This is a genomic window from Streptomyces sp. NPDC004658 (genome assembly GCF_040609555.1).
GTDB lineage: Bacteria > Actinomycetota > Actinomycetes > Streptomycetales > Streptomycetaceae > Streptomyces.
The window spans coordinates 187,956-204,251 of sequence record NZ_JBEXKG010000002.1; the positions used below are offsets into that span (position 1 = coordinate 187,956).

At 69.8% G+C, this 16,296-nt stretch carries 15 protein-coding genes and 1 pseudogene; 13 read left to right on the forward strand and 3 right to left on the reverse strand.

All coding sequences use genetic code 11. From position 1 onward, the window contains the following. Window positions 1-38: 38 nt before the first annotated feature. From ABZV94_RS02140 to ABZV94_RS02150, 3 genes are all read left to right on the forward strand, one after another. Window positions 39-731, forward strand: coding sequence for a hypothetical protein (locus ABZV94_RS02140; protein ID WP_356336216.1), 693 nt, complete (start codon window positions 39-41; stop codon window positions 729-731). Window positions 732-787: 56 nt separating this feature from the next. Beyond that, a complete protein-coding gene (locus tag ABZV94_RS02145) occupies window positions 788-1,318 on the forward strand; it encodes an NUDIX hydrolase (RefSeq protein WP_356336218.1) in 531 nt (176 codons plus the stop codon). A 312-nt stretch (window positions 1,319-1,630) separates the two neighbouring features. Further along, a complete protein-coding gene (locus tag ABZV94_RS02150; RefSeq protein ID WP_356336220.1) occupies window positions 1,631-1,867 on the forward strand; it encodes a hypothetical protein in 237 nt (78 codons plus the stop codon). Window positions 1,868-3,079: 1,212 nt separating this feature from the next. Here ABZV94_RS02150 and ABZV94_RS02155 read toward each other — a convergent pair. After that, entirely contained in the window at window positions 3,080-3,745 is a 666-nt protein-coding gene (locus ABZV94_RS02155) for a TetR/AcrR family transcriptional regulator (RefSeq protein WP_356336222.1), read from the reverse strand. Window positions 3,746-3,917: 172 nt separating this feature from the next. Between ABZV94_RS02155 and ABZV94_RS02160 the strand changes: the two genes are divergently transcribed. Next, the gene (locus tag ABZV94_RS02160; protein ID WP_356336224.1) at window positions 3,918-4,949 is read left to right on the forward strand and encodes a medium chain dehydrogenase/reductase family protein; all 1,032 of its coding nucleotides are present in this window, start codon (window positions 3,918-3,920) and stop codon (window positions 4,947-4,949) included. A gap of 59 nt (window positions 4,950-5,008) precedes the next feature. Beyond that, entirely contained in the window at window positions 5,009-5,539 is a 531-nt protein-coding gene (locus tag ABZV94_RS02165) for an SRPBCC family protein (protein ID WP_356336226.1), read from the forward strand. A 567-nt stretch (window positions 5,540-6,106) separates the two neighbouring features. On the opposite strand, the gene ABZV94_RS02170 is transcribed toward ABZV94_RS02165, so the two are convergent. Beyond that, window positions 6,107-7,033, reverse strand: coding sequence for a hypothetical protein (locus ABZV94_RS02170; RefSeq protein WP_356336228.1), 927 nt, complete (start codon window positions 7,031-7,033; stop codon window positions 6,107-6,109). 336 nt (window positions 7,034-7,369) lie between these two features. Between ABZV94_RS02170 and ABZV94_RS02175 the strand changes: the two genes are divergently transcribed. The 8 genes and pseudogenes from ABZV94_RS02175 (at window position 7,370) to ABZV94_RS02210 (ending at window position 14,796) form a co-directional block, all read left to right on the forward strand. After that, complete coding sequence (locus ABZV94_RS02175; RefSeq protein WP_356336230.1) at window positions 7,370-8,008, forward strand: HAD family hydrolase; 639 nt, start codon at window positions 7,370-7,372, stop codon at window positions 8,006-8,008. A gap of 98 nt (window positions 8,009-8,106) precedes the next feature. After that, the gene (locus ABZV94_RS02180; RefSeq protein ID WP_356336232.1) at window positions 8,107-9,294 is read left to right on the forward strand and encodes a helix-turn-helix transcriptional regulator; all 1,188 of its coding nucleotides are present in this window, start codon (window positions 8,107-8,109) and stop codon (window positions 9,292-9,294) included. Window positions 9,295-9,890: 596 nt separating this feature from the next. Continuing rightward, the gene (locus ABZV94_RS02185; protein ID WP_356336234.1) at window positions 9,891-10,265 is read left to right on the forward strand and encodes a DUF6415 family natural product biosynthesis protein; all 375 of its coding nucleotides are present in this window, start codon (window positions 9,891-9,893) and stop codon (window positions 10,263-10,265) included. 188 nt (window positions 10,266-10,453) lie between these two features. After that, on the forward strand, window positions 10,454-10,684 hold the full coding sequence (locus ABZV94_RS02190; RefSeq protein WP_356336236.1) for a hypothetical protein: 231 nt from the start codon (window positions 10,454-10,456) through the stop codon (window positions 10,682-10,684). Window positions 10,685-10,978: 294 nt separating this feature from the next. Continuing rightward, entirely contained in the window at window positions 10,979-12,229 is a 1,251-nt protein-coding gene (locus tag ABZV94_RS02195) for an ATP-binding protein (protein ID WP_356336238.1), read from the forward strand. 33 nt (window positions 12,230-12,262) lie between these two features. After that, complete coding sequence (locus ABZV94_RS02200; protein WP_356336240.1) at window positions 12,263-13,513, forward strand: DDE-type integrase/transposase/recombinase; 1,251 nt, start codon at window positions 12,263-12,265, stop codon at window positions 13,511-13,513. Between the two features lie 18 nt (window positions 13,514-13,531). Then, window positions 13,532-14,029, forward strand: a pseudogene (locus ABZV94_RS02205) (Mu transposase C-terminal domain-containing protein); the annotation flags it as partial. Beyond that, on the forward strand, window positions 14,026-14,796 hold the full coding sequence (locus ABZV94_RS02210; protein ID WP_356336242.1) for an ATP-binding protein: 771 nt from the start codon (window positions 14,026-14,028) through the stop codon (window positions 14,794-14,796). The pseudogene ABZV94_RS02205 and the gene ABZV94_RS02210, both read left to right, overlap by 4 nt. A 50-nt stretch (window positions 14,797-14,846) precedes the next feature. On the opposite strand, the gene ABZV94_RS02215 is transcribed toward ABZV94_RS02210, so the two are convergent. Next, a complete protein-coding gene (locus tag ABZV94_RS02215; protein WP_356336244.1) occupies window positions 14,847-15,608 on the reverse strand; it encodes a hypothetical protein in 762 nt (253 codons plus the stop codon). Window positions 15,609-16,296 lie beyond the last annotated feature (688 nt).

The window sequence follows — 16,296 nt, forward strand, 5'->3', positions numbered from 1 at the left end:
GGACGCACATGAGTCGACTCGGCAGGCAAGCCGGACGTATGGCACGCATCGGCGTGTCCGTGGTCGCGGGGGCGGTGGTCGGGCTCGGCGTCCACGCCGTCGGTCACACCAGTGGCGTTCTCCTCTTCGCGATCACCGGCGCTCTGGCAGGCGCCCTGGTCGCCGTCGGCCTCGACGCCTACCGGCGCTCCGCCCGCCTCGCGGAGGTAAAGGTGACCGTGCCGCAGCTCAGTGAACTCACCTTCGTGGTGAACAACGACTCCCGACAGGTCGCCTGGCAGTTGTTCGTCGAGGCGGTGACGCGCGTGTCGGTGCAGCGACTCGACGACGAGGACGGCCTGCTGCGGGAGGCCCTGACGTCCCTGTACGGTCTCTTCGCGACCACCCGGGAAACACTGAAGGTCAGTCGTCCCTCCACTCACGTGAGCGTCGGGATGACCGTGGAGTGCCTGGCCGTGAACTTCCTCAACCTCGAATTGCGTCCGTTTCTGTCCCGGTGGCACCCGCGCTTGCGGGCCTTCGAAGAGGCGTCACCGGGGCGCCCCGAGAGGGAGTGGCCCCTCGCCGCGGACTGCCGCGCCGAACTGCGGCTGCTCCAGGACAACGCCCGCGACTACCTGCTGGCGTTCGCGCGACTCGCCGGCGTCCGGGACGCTGAAGCGATGATCGACGCACCCCTGGGTCACCGCCCCCGTACCGGGACGCTGCCCCGTGGACCCGTGGGCAGCTGACAAACGGGGGCCCGTTCCTTACCGGGCCCGCTGCTCGGGCCGGTACGGTGCTTCTTGTGGAGCAGCGAGGACCGTGGACCCGGTACGGCGGCACGACGCCGTACCGCACGCCCCGTTTTCAGGTACACCGTGACGAGATCACCGGTCCCGACGGACGGCGCGGCAGCTACGACTGGGTCCAGGCACCCGACCAGGTGCGGGTGGCGGCTCTCGTCGACGGGCAGCTCCTCCTGGTCGAGCAGTACCACTACCTCGCCGGTACCCTGTGGCAGCTGCCCGGCGGGTCCGTCGACCCAGACGACGACGGCGCGTTGACCGCGGCGCGGCGTGAGCTGGCCGAGGAGACGGGATACCACGGCGGCAGCTGGATCGGGCACGGCTTCCTCCACCCCCTGCCGGGCCTCACCGACTGCCGAGTCCACCTGTGGCGCGTCGACCAGCCGACACCCGGTCCTACCGCTGCGGAGCCGTCCGAGGCGGACCTCGGGATCCTCCGCGTCTCTCTGCCCGAAGCCGTCGCCGCCGTACGCGAGGGCCGGCTCCGCTGCGCTCCCAGCGCCGCACTGGTTCTGTCGCTGACGGGCTGAGCCGGACGGTCCACCGGCGCAGACCCGACTTGGGGTCTCTGGCACCACTCACCGTGCGTTGCCCCGCCCATGCGACGTCGTCTGCGCCGCCATCATGGCTGCGAGCAGCCCCGCTCCGAGGAGGGTGAGGGCTGCTCGCAGCCGTGAAGGCGGCCACGGAGTGGTTCGGGGGCGGGGCGGCTGGGTCAGAAATTGTCATTGCACCTTGGTCGGCGTTGCTGTCCGGGTTCGAGGACGACGACTTCGGCGGCACCGTCCATGTCGGACGTGTCCGATGTGACACACAATTCGAACAAGCGATCTAATGCCGGTATGGATGTGACCGACTTCCCCGACGACCTGGTGCAGACACAAGCCGCCTGGAACGCCACCTACCAAGTACTCGCCGCACCCGGCCCCCGCGACACCACCGCCCTGCGCCGCCGCCTGCTACTCCTGTCCGTACGGCTGTGGTGGCACCCCTACTGGGAGACCGTCCCCTCGGTGCCGGCGGCACGGTCCGAGCTGCGCCACCTCGCTCGCGCCCACGGAGCCGTCCGGGCCGCGTGACCGATCGCCCCGGTCGACCAGGAGCACGAGGTTGCGGCAAGGGTTGCGCCTATTTGTTGCGCTGGATGTTGCGCCAAGGGTTGCGCTAGGTGTTACGCGGCCCGCAGGACCGTCCCCGTGTCCGTACAGGTCACCACGCGGTTTTGCCGTGGTCGGAGCGCACCCCGATCCCCGTTGCGGCTGCTCTGCCCATGTCCCTTGGCTGGAGTGAAGGAGGAAGGGACGGGCGGGATGGGCGGCGCGGCCGCGGCCGGGGATCGGGGTGCGCTCAGCCGGTTGCGCGTCAGCCGGGGCCGCCGCGCCACGCCGCCGTCAGCCCGGCAGCGGAGCCGGGACGGAAGTCGCCCGCGCCTCGGTGATGTTCTCCCGGCCACCGAGCCCTCGGCCACCCCAACCTGGAGAACTCGAAACCAGGTAGGCAGTAAGGCGTCGTACGGCACGGCCGCCGAACAAAGCAGGCGGTCAGCTCACAGACGAGGCGGTCCAGGTTCGGGACGTGCGGTCTCCGGGCTCGGCGCGCTGCCCAGGGCGGAGGCGAGCTCGGCGCGGGCCAGTTCGGCACGCTCGGCCTACTCGGCCCGGGTCGGGGTGCCCTGCGCGAGGTCCTCGACCAGGGCCCGGATGGTCGTGCCGTGCTCGGCCGCCAGCAGGCTTGCCCCGCCCACGCCCGGAAGGCCGCCTCGCGGGACGCCCCGTGTCCGGGTGCGCCTTCCGTACGCGGTCGGTACGCGAAATGTGCTCGGTTGGTACGAGCGATGTGCTGAGGGGCGACCTTCGAGGCGTGCCGGCATCCTTCGGTGCGCCGCGTCCGGACCGGGGCCGTGACGCGCGAACAATCACAGATGTTGGGGCTCACGCCGACCGACAGTGAGGCCGCATGTCAGGCGCGGATACTATGCCTCGTTGTTCGTCCGCCCGCACCGCGCATCCGATGGCGCTCTCGTACGGGAATAATGTGTGAGGGTCCGGGCGTCTGGGCGAGCGCTCGTGACCTGAGGGAAGAAGGGAATGTGCGCTCCTGAGCCCCTGCACCAGGGTCTGGGGGCTCAACCCTCCCCTCACGGTCCGGTACACCCATGGGCCCGACCGACGTCCGCACCGTCCGCAGGTTCTGCTGCCCGCTAACCCCTGGGCATCGGCGACCGTCGACAGCTCGGCCACTGGCGACCGAACAAACACCTTGCATCTAGAGGGAGCGCCTAGAGGGAGCGCCTACTCGCTCAGGTGGCGCAGTTCGTTGTCGTACAGCTCGGCCGGGTCGAGGCCCATGCCGGTGAAGTGGCCTGCCAGTTCCAGGGAGAGGATGCCGTGCAGACGGGTCCAGAAGCGCAGGGCGCGGCGCAGGGCGGCCGGCTGCGCGGGGTGGTCGGCCGCCCATTGCCGGTGCTGGGCGAGGTGGGCCTCCAGGCGGGCGTCGGGGTGGCCGTCGTCCACGGTGACCACGGCGTTGCCGCCGGGCTGGGCGGTGTCGAGGAGGGTTCGCATGATCTCGGAGGCGGTCACGGTGACGTCGTCGGGTGCGTGGTAGCCGGGGACCGGTGTGCCGTAGATGAGGAAGTAGCGCTGGGGGTCCTCCAGTGCCCAGGTCCGCAGCGCGTGCCCGAGGCCGGCCAGATCGGCGCTTGACGCGGCGGCGGTGCGGATGGTGTCCGCGAGGCTGCGGTAGGCGTCCCGGATCAGCTCGGTGATCAGTTCGTCCCGGCCGGCGAAGTACCGGTAGAGCGCCGGGCCGCTCATGCCCATCTGCTTGGCGATGGCGTTCAGGGACAGCCCCGGTGCCCCGGCGGCGGCGATCTGTTCCCAGGCGCGCTCCTTGATCTCGGCCCTGACCTGTGCGCGGTAGCGCTCGCGCGGGGTCTCCTTGCCGCCGACTGTCATGTGGTCGTCCCTTTCCCTCGTGGATCACCGGCCGCACGGGAGCCGGGTGAGCTGCTCGGCACACGCTCTTGGTTAGACCCTATTACGAAAGCACTTGACCATCACCCACTGGTGCCGTTATAACTTCTAACGAACGCGCTAGCTAGTAACAAGCAAAGAGACGGAGACCGTGATGAACGCTGCAGAGATGGTCGAGGTCGTGCTGCCGGGCAAGGTGGAGCCGGAGGGGCTCGTGGTGCGGCAGGGGGCCGTTCCGGCCGCCGGTCCGGGTCAGGTCGTCGTCCGTATGGAGGCGACCGGGGTCTCGTTCGCCGAGCAGCAGATGCGCCGCGGCCGCTACTACGACCAGCCGCCCTTCCCGTTCGTTCCCGGCTACGACCTGGTCGGCACCGTCATGGAGACCGGGGACGGCGTCGCTCCCGGCCTCGTCGGCACCCGGGTGGCCGCGCTGCTCAAGGTCGGCGGATGGGCCAGCCACGTGGTCGTCGACGCCGCCGACGTGGTACCGGTCCCCGACGGGATCGGCGCGGCGCAGGCGGAGACCGTCGTGATCAACGGCATCACGGCCTGGCAGATGCTGCACCGCAAGGCCCGGGTGCGCGCCGGGCAGACGGTCCTGGTGCACGGCGCCAACGGCGGAGTCGGCTCGGTCCTGGTCCAACTCGCCCAGGCGGCGGGCGCGAAGGTGATCGGCACCGCCTCCGCACGCCACCACGCCGCCCTGCGGGAGCGAGGAGTGACCCCGATCGACTACCGCACCGAGAACATTCCCGCCCGCGTCCGCGAACTCGCCCCGGGCGGAGTGGACGCCGTCTTCGATCACGTCGGAGGCCGCAGCATCATCGACTCCTGGCAACTCCTCGCGCCCGGAGGCACGCTCGTCTCCTACGGCAGCGCCTCAACCCGCGACGACGAGGGCTCCAAGCAGTGGCCCGTGCTCAAGCTGCTCGGCCGGGTATGGCTGTGGAACGCCCTTCCCAACGGCCGCCACGCGTACTTCTTCAACGTCTGGGCCGGCCGCGCCCTCAGCCGGAGCCGCTTCCGGGCCCGGCTGCGCAACGACCTCACTGAAGTCTTCACCGCCCTGCACCGAGGTGACATCACCCCGGCCATCGCCGCCCAACTGCGCCTCGACCGCGTCGCCGAAGCCCTGCGCCTGGCCGAGTCCGGCACGGTCAGCGGCAAGGTCGTCCTCGTCCCGTAATCACGCCGCCCCCGCACCTAACGCCCCGGACCCACCACCGCGCACAGACGGAGAACGCCATGCTCGCCACCCTGCTCACAAAGGCTGCAGCCGTGCCCACCGCCCTCCTGATCGCTCTGTCAGGACAGGCCGCGGCTCCCCATCAGCCGCCGGGCATCGACCCGGACGCCCCCGTGATCACCCGCGACGACATCGTGATCCAGGCACCGCTGATACGCGTCTGGAACATCCAGACCGACGTGGACGCCTGGCCCACCTGGCAGCCCGACGTCACAGAGGCCGCCAAGCAGACCCCCGGTCCACTGCGGAAGGGCTCCGTGTTCGTGTGGTCGGTCAACGGCCTGCAGAACATCACCTCAACCGTGAAGCAGGCCCGTCCCGGGCACCGCATCGTCTGGGGCGGCCCCGCCCAGGGCATCACCGCCGTACACGTATGGACCTTCCGCCAGGAACGCGACGGAGTACACGTCCACACCGAGGAGTCCTGGTCCGGCGCTCCCGTCGAGTCCGACACCGCAAACCTGCAGGCGGCACTCGACGCGTCCCTCGACGCCTGGCTCCACAACCTCAAGGCGACAGCCGAAAACTGAAAGCGCTCAAGTAGAAACGATGCAGGCCAGGGTCCACGGAGGGATCAGCCCACAAGACCCCCCGATAGGCGAGGACGCTGTCGGTGCACTGCGCTGTCTCCCCAGGCGCATATGCGCCCGGGCCTGCACACACCGCTGGCAGAGGGAACACGAGTGAGCTCGCCGGCAGGCCACCACGCGGTTTTGCCGTGGTCGGAGCGCTGACATCCCCGTTGCGGCTGCTCTGCCCATGTCCCTTGGCTGGAATGAAGGAGGAAGGGATGGGCGGGATGGGCGGCGCGGCTACGGCCGGGGATCGGGGCGCGCTCAGCCCGGTTGCGCGTCGGCCGGGGCCGCCGCGCCTCGCCGCCGTCACCCCGGCGGCGGAGCCGGGACGGAAGTTGCCGGCGCCCCGGACGCTGTCCTTCTGGCGCCGAGCCCCACCAGGGGGTGAGGCGGGTAAGTTCCGCCGTTTGGAGGTACCGCTGTGATCGTCCGACTCCAACCGCGTTGTGCGGCACCGCCACCGCGGCCCCCAGGCCGCGGACCCTTTGGCGAGGGCGGCAGCGCCGCGCACGGTACGCGAGGTCACGGACCCGCCGTGGACTCCTCGTGGAGGATGGCCAGCAGCTCCTGGAACATCGCGTTCAGGCGAACGGGTTCCGGCAGGTCTCCCATGCTGAGGGTCGGGACGGTCGCGCTGATCGGGCGGTGCATCACGTCGTGCGCCACCTCCTTGAACGCCGCCAGGCGCTGGGCGTGCGCCTTGTCCGTCTGCGCCACGCGGAACGCGTACTCGGCCGCGACCTGCTGGAAGCCCCGCAGCTTCCCGAACACGGGCGGGATGTGGTCGAGGATGGCGCGCACCAGGGCAGCGCTCGAGTACGGCCTGCCCCACACGTAGTTGTCGTTCAGCTCCTCGCATAGGGCGACCAGCTTGTGCACCCGCCACTTGGTGCCCTGCGCGGCCGCAGTGATGTCGTCGAGCAGGACCGGGTCGACGTATGGAGCCCGCTCCGGCTCGACGACGGTCGGCTCGGGGTCCTCGACAGGGGTCTGCACGAACTCGTTGTTGACCACCATCACCATGTCGGTGGTCTTCGCAACGAAGTCCTCCACGGTCGCCACGCCGGCGAACTTGATGATGGGCCGAGTTACCTCTCGCTCCCAGGCCCCGCCGCCGATGTGCGCGCCGCCGGTGCTGATAGCCGGCTCGTTGGACAGCAGGTCCGGCAGCACCTTCACGAACCACGGGCTCAACCCCGGCACATCCTGCGTCAGTTGCGTGGACCGCAGGATGACGTTGGGTGCCTCGTCGTCGACGATCGGCCTGCTCAGGTACAGGTCGATCATGTAGCGGATCGTGCGTATGAACGGACCCGCAAGGATCATGCGCACCTCGGGCAGCACCAGACACGCAGCGACGGTCAGCCGTGGGCGGCTGCGCGCGTCGATGGGGGCCTGCATGGGGAGGGTGAAGCCGTAGCCGGAGGCATAGAGAACTTCGCTGCCCACGCGGCAGCGTGTGGAAGATCGCGTCGGCGTCCTGGCCGCGACGATCGAACCGGTGCTGGACGTTGGCCCACAGCGGCCAGTCGCCCGTCTGAAGCCACGGCCCGGCGATGGTGTTGAGGAGCGCGCGTTGGTCGTCTGTGAGAGTCACTTCGAAGAGGGAGTTCAAGGGAAGCTAGGGAACCTCGTGGTGTGATGCGAGAGGACGGGCGACCATGGGTTCGACCGCGTCCGACAGAACGTCAGGTTGGCCAGCGTAGCGGCGGGCTCGTCGGCGGGGAGAGCGCGTACATGACGTGGGCCATATATCGCGCGTGGTGGGACTCGTAGGCTTCCCGGGTGATTGAGACCATCGTGTTCGACGTCGGCGAGACGATCACCCGTGACGACCGCTACTGGGGTGCCTGGGCCGACTGGCTGGGAGTACCCCGACATACCCTGTCTGCCCTGGTCGGTGCCGTCGTTGCCCAGGGCCGGGACAACGCCGAGGCGCTGAGGCTCGTACGCCCGGGCATCGACGTCGCGGCTGAGTACCGTGCCCGGGAGGCGGCTGGCTGCGGCGAGCATCTGGACGAGGATGACCTGTACGACGACGTCCGCCCGGCGTTCAGTGCTCTGCGTCGGGCAGGTGTCCGGGTCGTCGTCGCGGGGAATCAGACCGCTCGCGCAGGCCAGCTTCTGCGGGGTCTTGATCTGCCCGCGGACTTTATCGTCACATCGGGGGAGTGGGGCGTGGCCAAGCCCCAGCCGGAATTCTTTCAGCGGGTCGTTGAGGTCGCGGAGGCGCCGGCCGGCCGCGTCCTCTACGTGGGCGACCATCCCGCCAACGACGTGTACCCGGCGAAGTCGGCCGGGCTGCGCACGGCGCATCTGCGGCGCGGCCCCTGGGGGAATCTGTGGGCTGACGCGCCCGAGACGGTTGCCGCGGCCGACTGGCGGATCAGTGGGCTGATGGAGCTGATCGGCATCGTCCGCTGACAACGGTCAAGCGGCCCGTCGAGTTGGCGGGGCCGCTTTGGGGGCGCGCTGTGTCCTGCACGGGTAGCGTTCGGAGTGGATGCCCGAACGGAGACAGTATGCCCGCACAACCCGATGGGGGAGTAGGCCGGCGGATCGCCTACTACCGGAGCGTTGTCCGTCCCAAGATGACTCAGGCTGAGCTGGCCACTGCGGCCTGCGTCGCACTGGGTACGATCCGCAAGATCGAGCGCGGCGAGCGGGGTGTCACTGACGACACCCTCCAGGCGATCGCCGATGCGCTCGGCGTCGATCCGTCCCACCTGCGCGCCGACCGCGGTCCAGCGCACTCGCAGGCGCGGGAAGGTCTTCCGGCGCTGTCGGCGGCCATTGCAGCGTATGACTGCCCCGAGGACGGCCCGGTGCGCCCGATGGCTGACCTTCGGTCCGCTGTGGATGCGGCGGAACGCTGGCGCCTGAGCGCCCAGTACACGCGCATCGTCCGCGACCTTCCGGATCTGCTCGCCGAGCTGGCCCGTGCCCACGAGGGGGCGAGGGGCGCTGACCGCGCTGAGCTGGCCCGGCTCCTGGTCAGCGCCTATCGCTCCGCTGACGCGGCCGCCTACAAGCTCGGGGCTCACGACTTGTCGGCCCGCCTGGTCGAACTCATGCGCTGGGCCGCGGCGGAGGCCGGCGACCCGCTGCTGTCCGCGTCCGTCGCCTACGTCCGTACGGAGACGTTCTTCGCCGCACGCGCACACGCCGCAGGCCTGCGAGCCCTGCAACAGGCCATCGACGCGGCCCCGGCGCCGCTGACCGCCGCCGAACGCGCGGCCCGAGGATCGCTGCATATGAGGGCCGCGGTCATCGCCGGACGAGCCAAGGACGCGGCCGCGGCCACCGAGCACATCGGCGAGGCCAAGCAACTCGCCGAGGCCGTCCAGGAGGACGTCTACCACGGCACCGCCTTCGGCCCTGACTCGGTCCGCGTTCACCGGGTGTCCGTGGCGGTCAGCCTCGGCGGTGACCACGTCGGCGACGCCCTGGACGTCTCACACGAATGGAAGCCCCCCACCGACCTGCCCGCGGAACGCCGGTCCGGCTTCTACATCGAGCTGGCGCGGGCGCAGCTGTGGGCCGGCATGCCCGATGGGGCGTTCGAGTCTCTCAAGGTTGCCAGGAAGATCGCGCCACAGCACACCCGAGGCCACCCGTGGGTACGAGAGGACGCATCGAAATTGCGGCGTCTGAGGCGAGCCGACTCCGAGACGCTGACCGCGTTCGCCGAGTGGTGCTCTGCAACCTGAGCGCTCCCCGCCAGGTACCCCTGACTGGGGTACTTCTGACGCCCCCTCACCCTCACCATGTGTGCACGCGCAGGCACACAGATCGGCACGGGGCATGCAGGAAGTACGCTCGCTCACTCCCACGGTCGTTGACCGCCGGGTGAGCATCGTCCGTCATCACGGCGAGGCGTGCTTCGACTGCGGAGCCGTGAACCGTCCCCTGCGCCTGGCGGGCGAAGCGGTCGTCCTTGGGGCCACCCGTGTCTGGCAGATCCGCTCGTGCGGCTGCCGACGCGAGATGACGCAGACGCACCCTCGCCCGGCAAACGCCATGAAAGACCCGGCGGCCGCGCGAACGACCCCGGGAGTGGCCAACGCTCAAACCAGCGAGGGAGCGTCGACATGATGAACGGTACCGCCCGACCCCAGCCGAGCGCACGGGGCAGCGGGATGACGATGCGCGTCTACTCAGTGGACCGCTACGGCAGGATCATCCAAGAGCGTGGCACGGTCACCGTAACGCCCGGGGACCAGCCCCTGCCGGTGATGAGCACCGCATACCCGCCGTGCGCGTGCCTTCAACATCGGTCGGGACAGGCGGTGCGCCCGTGAACGCCATGGCGAAGACCAGCCGCGACGGGGCACCGGTGGACATCGCGACGATGCGCCAGACCATCGCCCTGCTGCTGCCCCACGAAACTGCGGAGCCGCCCACCGGCGAGGAGCTGGCCACGCTGACCGCCACTCTGCGCGGTCACATCGAGCTGGCCATCTTGACGGTCGAGCAGCTGGCCGCACGGCTTCCCGAGGACGACATCCCCCGGTACTGCGCGCGTCCATGTATCGGCGAGGCTCGGCGCAAGCTCAGCGCCCGGCCCGGCCCCGGCCCGCACGATCAGCTGCCCTACGCGCGGAAACTGGCCCGCTCACTTCTGGCGCTGTGCGACCACTACGAGGCGCTGACCGTGCCAGCCGTCGCGCCCGCGTCGTGAAGGCGGCCGTCGGCCTGTTCCTTTACGTGGCGGCCGTCACCGGCCCCGTCCTCGCCCTGGTGCTGGCGAGGACCCTGCACTGACGCACTCCCATGGCGGCCGTTTCGGGTCAGGGCCGCACCCACATGCCCCCGTCCCGCCTGTCTCCGGAAGAGTAGGCGGGGCGGGCCTCCTCGAAGGAGAGAGAGATGGAGCTCCCGGAAGACGCCATCCTGCCGTTACCGCCGCCGTTCATGTTCGCGTGCGGCGAGTGCGCAGCGCTGCTGGCCAGCCTCGCCGAGGCAATCCGCAGGGACGAGGGCTGCTTCTACGAGCAACTCGCCGTCGCCCGGCACATCGCCGCAGCCCATCCCGACGACATCCCGCCGCCTGTGAATGGTCGGTGTTGTGGCGGTGGGTTGGTTGGCAGCGGGTTTTGATGTGGTGGATGGCCTGCCTACCAGCACCTTGCTCGGCGAGGCGTGCTGGATCATGGCTGTCATGGGATGACCAATCGGCTGCTGTGGTGTGAGGGTTCGGGCTAGCACACCCGGTTGCCGGCTGTCATGGGGATGAGGTTTCCTGTGTTCTGGTCAGGCCCGGGGTGTGGGCTGGCCGGTATGACAGCTTCTTCGCCGGCTTCGCCGTCTCTGCTGCCGATGCTTGCGGTGGGAGCCGAGAGATCGGCTGGCGGCTCCGGGGCACAAGATCGTGTGCTGGCCCGGCAGGTGGTGGTGCGGCGTCTTCTCGTGCTGGATGAGGCCGGGACGCTGCAGACGGTGCATGTGCGGATCGCCGCGCAGTCGGCGGGGGTCTGTCTGCGCACGGTGTGGCGTTGGCTGGCCGTGGCGAAGGAGTCGGGATCGTTCGAACCCACCCGGCGGCGTGAGGCGTTCACGTTGACGGATGCGTTGTGGGCCCGGCTGGGGGAGCTGGGCGGGAACGTGAAGGCCTTACACCGCTGGATGGCCGAGCACGCCGCTGACGTGCTTCCCATGGTGGGCCGGGACCGCCTGCCGTCGTTGACGACGCTGCACCACGCAGTGAACCGGGAACGGCGTGCGGGCCGTGTCCTTGACCTTCCTCGTCCTGGATACGCCCGGGGCGATCCGGCCGCTTATGACCGTGCGCTGGCCGAGCTGGCCCTACCGGGCACGGTCGACGAGGCCGGCCAGGCGACCACCGATCCCGCAGCGAGGGACGGCGCGGAAAACGCTGAAACAGCCCACGCCACGCCGTTCACCGACAGCGGTGTGCGTTTGTACGTACCCGGTGCGCACGTCGTCTCCACCCGGCAGCTCGGCCAGGTGACCGAGGCGCTCGCGCACACCATCACGGCCCGCGGGATCGTGTGCGTGTACGGGGACCCCGGGCACGGCAAGACGGTCGCAGTGCAGCAGGCGTTGCGCCTGCTGCCGCGCCGCACGCCGGTGCACCGTGCGCTGGTGGCGGTGAAACCGGCGCTGCCGCAACTGAGAGCAGCGCTGCTGACCGCGTTCGGTCTGCCCGCCACCGCGCTGACGAACCGCACGGACGCGGCCGACCGCGCGCTGCTGGAGGCTTTCCAGGCCCCTGGTGTGCTGGTCATCGATGACGTGCAGCGCATCGCCGCCCCGGAACTGGATTACCTGCGCCTGCTCGTCGACGCGCCTACCACGCAGACCTCGCTCGTGCTGTGCGGCGCGGGCGCCGAGCGCACCCTCACGCGGGCCCCGGCGCTGGCCTCCCGGGTGCTGACCTGGCAGCAGGTGCCCCGCCTGGACACCAGCCAGGTCCCCACCGCGCTGCGCTTGTTCCACCCGCTGTGGGACGCCGTGACGGACGCCGACCTGCTGCACGCCAACACCACACACGCGAAGGGGAACTTCCGCACCTGGGCGAAGATCACCTCCCACGCCTACGCGACCCTGCTCCGTCACCCTGAAACCCCGGTGGACCGCGCCCTGCTGAGCCGCGCCTGCTCCCGCCTCGGCCCCACCCCCTGACCGATCTCACCTCACGGGGGCCGAAGGACACCCATGACCGCGACCACCCCCGACCACAACCCCGCCCCAGCACCGTCACCACCCCCGTCCGACCCCGACCTGGACCCCGCCTCACTCACCGCCCTGCGAGCCCCGGCCGTACGCCGTCTGCTCGCGCTGCGCGCCGAGCGCCGGCTCACCCGCGCCCACGTCCGGACCACCGCCCAGTGCCTGAACGTCTCGGAGCGCACGGTATGGCGGTGGCTGGCGGAAGCGACCGCCATACCCGAGACGGCCGCCCGTCCGGGAGCGCGCCGCACCGTCCGGTTCGAGATCACTGCCGAGATCCGGGTGCTGCTGGCGTACTGGCACGGCAACGCCTCCGCGGTCCACCGTGAACTCGTCGCCCGCGCCCGTGCCGCCGCCGACACCGAGCCGCCCAAGGACACCGGCACGCAGACCGGCACCTCCACGAGCATCGACCCCGGCCTGTCGCAACCCGCCGCCTGCCTTCCGGGCGGCGCTCCGCCCGCGGCCGTGCCGCTGCTGGACCCCGTGCCGTCGCTGCCGACGTTCCTCAGGGCTCTGCGCCGGGATGTGACGGCGGGGGAGCGGGCCGGCTACCGCCACGGTCCCGAGGCTGCCCGCGCCCTGGACGTGTTCGCCAAACGCCCCCGGGCCTGGCGCAACCACGTCTGGGAGGCCGACCACGTCCAGGCCCCGCTCCGCGTCGAAGCCGACGGCGATCTCGTACCCCCGTACGTCACGTGGTTCATCGACTGCGCGACCAAGGCCATCACCGGCCTCGCTGTCACCCCCGGCACACCCACCCGCGCCTCGGTCCTGGCCGCGCTGCGTTCCGCCGTCCTGCGCACCGACCCCTACGGCCCCGTCGGCGGCCTGCCTGAGCACGTCCGCTTCGACCGCGGCCGCGACTTCCTCTCCCGCACCGTCACCGCCGCCCTGACCGCGCTGGACGCGGACATCACCGTCCTGCCGCCCTACAGCCCCCACCTCAAGGGCAGCATCGAGAACCTCAACCACTGTGTCTCCCGCATGCTGTTCACGGCCCTGCCCGGCTACACCCCCAAGAAGCCGCTCCGCCGCCCCGACCGCCGCCCCGAGACGGCCCCACCGATGTCGTTCGAGGCGTTCACCGAACATGTGCTGGCCTGGGCGCAGTGGTGGAACACCGAGCACCAACCTGCCGAACTGCACGGCGCAACCCCGCTCGAAGCGTGGCAGGCCGATCCGACCCCGCTCAACGACGTCCCCGCCGCCGACGTGTGGACCTTCACTCTTTAGGACGACGCCCGCACCCGCACCGTCACCAGCCACGGCGTCCGTTTCCAGGGCCGCGACTACATCGCCGACTGGATGACCGGACAAGCCGGCCTCAAAGTCACCGTGCGTTTCATGCCCCACCACACCCACGAGATCGAACTCTGCACACCCCACGGCCGCCACCTCGGCACCGCTCACCTCGCCGACCAGGCCAGCGACGAGCAGCTCGCCGCGCTGCGCCGCACCCGTGCCCGGCGCGCCCGGCGCCTGCGCGACGAGGCGAAAGCCGCCGAGCAACTGCGTCACACCCGCTTCGCCCCCGCCACCACACCTGGCCACGCGCACCGTCTGGACGCCACGACCGCCACCGAAGCCGCCCGGGAACTCGACCAGGAGCAGCACACCGACCTGGCCGCCCTCGCGCTACCCGACCTCATCCCGCCCGCCCCGCCACCAGCCGACTGGGCCATCCCCGCAGCCCTCAAAGCCCGCACCCGCCCCGCCGCACCCCCCACCCCCAGCGAGGACTCCCCATGACCGGCGGCCACCTGCCCCCACCATCCACCGACCAGTACGTCGCCCTGCCCGATGCCCGCCTGGTGACCACCCAGGCGCTGCTCACCGCCCGCGAGAACCTCACCGACACCATCGACGCCCGCGCCATGATGTGCGTCCACGGCGGCGCCGGCTTCGGCAAGACCATGGCCGTCACCAGCTGTCTGCGCCAACTCGAACCCGACGAGGACATCCGCCGTATCACCTTCCACGCCCGCGCCACCACCCGCGCCGTGCGCCACGAACTCCACACCGCGCTCGAACTACCAGGCCAACCCCCGCGCTACGCCAGCCAGTTCGACCACCTCCTCAAAAACGCACTCGCCACACACCCACGCACACTCGTCCTGGACGAAGCCCAGTGGCTCCAAAGCGACCAGCTGGAATACGTCCGATACCTCTGGGACGACCCCTACACCCAGCTCGCCGTCATCTTCGTCGGCGGCGAAGGCTGCCACCAGGCGCTGACCAAAGAACCGATGCTCTCCTCCCGGATCTTCATCTGGCAGCGCTTCACCCGCCTCACCCGAGACGAGGTCCTCCAGACGATCCCGCTCTACCACCCCATCTGGGCCGACGCCGACCCCGACGACATCACCTACGCCGACAGCCGCGCCGCGCACGGCAGTTTCCGCAACTGGGCCCGCCTGACCGCCCTCACCCGCACCGCCCTGAAGCGCACCGGCCGCACCCGCGTCGACCAAGAAGTCCTCCGCTGGGTCTTCAGCAAGCTGGCCTCACCGCACTGACCAGCCCACGCCCAACTGCACGTGAGCACCCCGTCAGTACTCAACCGTCTTTAGATGTCAGCGTCACCCTCCCAACACGCGAAAACGCCAGCAGGACTGTGACCACGATGCAGTCCCACATGGCCCTCCCGAAGAACACAGATCCGCCCGAGGCCTCCATGCTTGGCCCCACAACGCTGCTCATCGCTCACCGCGACGTCCCCCTCGCCGCCACCGGCCGCCGCACCAGGCTCCGCGGACGGCCTACCGGGCACGCGCCAGTGCGCAGGGACCCGGGCAAGCATCCGCTGCCGCTCCCGCTCATCCAGACGCTCCCGACGATGACTGTCCCGCCGGTACCCGAGAGCAAGCAGCGCACGCTCGCCCGCCGGCATCGCATCCGATCCGCCCGTGCCCCTGGACGCAGAGGCCGGCTCCGTCGTGCTCGCAGTGACCGAAGTTCCCTCGTACGCACGCCGCTGTGACGGCAGCCCATCTTTACCCAACTCGCAACGTACCCAACTCGCCTCCGTCTGAGCGGGGTTGTCCTCGAAGCTGAGCAGCCAGTGCCCGCCGTCCGCCGCACAGGACGCGATGGCGTCGAGGAGCCCCTGCGCGACAACCGCAGGCAGCATGGAATCGGAGTAACGCCGCCGCTCCTCGTCGGTCAATCCCTCAGTCCGCCATGAAACACGACCACGAATTTTCAAAGGCTCCCGCTCGCCAGTCACCTTGACTTGGAGGTAGCGGGGTTCACTCTCATCTATCTGCTTGATAGTGTCGGCAGTGAAGGTCTTGCCACCGATCCGAACCCACACGTCCTTCTTCGACATGTACGTTATTGTGGCATAAAGACAAGGCTATTGAGGCAGCGTCAAAGGAATCAAGTCGAATTTGACGCACCGTTCGACAGGACAAAAGTCAGACCACCTGGCATTGATCGGGGAGCCCCAGCACCCACGGGCCAGCAGGGTTCGCCTGGGCGGCGCTCCCTCTCCACGGTCCTGGAGTCTGAACTGGGCTGGTCTGGCCGGATGCGGCGAGCCGGCCTCTCTCACCCCGAGACGCCTCGCGCTCACAGCGGAGGAAGACGATCTCTCGGAAGTTCCCTAGATTTTTGCTTCCTTAGCCCTTGAACTACAGCCTTCACGATCCGCAAAGTGAGACCCTATTCAGAACGGCGAGCCCGGAGTCAGGGGAGCTATAACAGGCCGGAGAGTTCCATTACTGACGTCTCATCAGGAATGGCAAGAATGGGCCAGAGAGCCTCCCTGCTCTCTGTGCAGCCAGCCCGAGGGATTCGCGGAGCGAATCCCGTTCTGGCCCGAATCGCGGAGCGAATTCGGGCCCGGGGCAACGGAGTTGGCCCGTTAATTCCGGCGGAGCCGGAATTTGGAATTGCGGAGCAATTCCTGTTCCGCCGCCGTAGCGGCGGCGCGTCGTGTCTGCGGAGCAGACCGCGCGCTCCGCGAGGTGCCGCTGCCCTGGCAGGAGTCCGACCTGACCGGTCTGCCGGAAGCG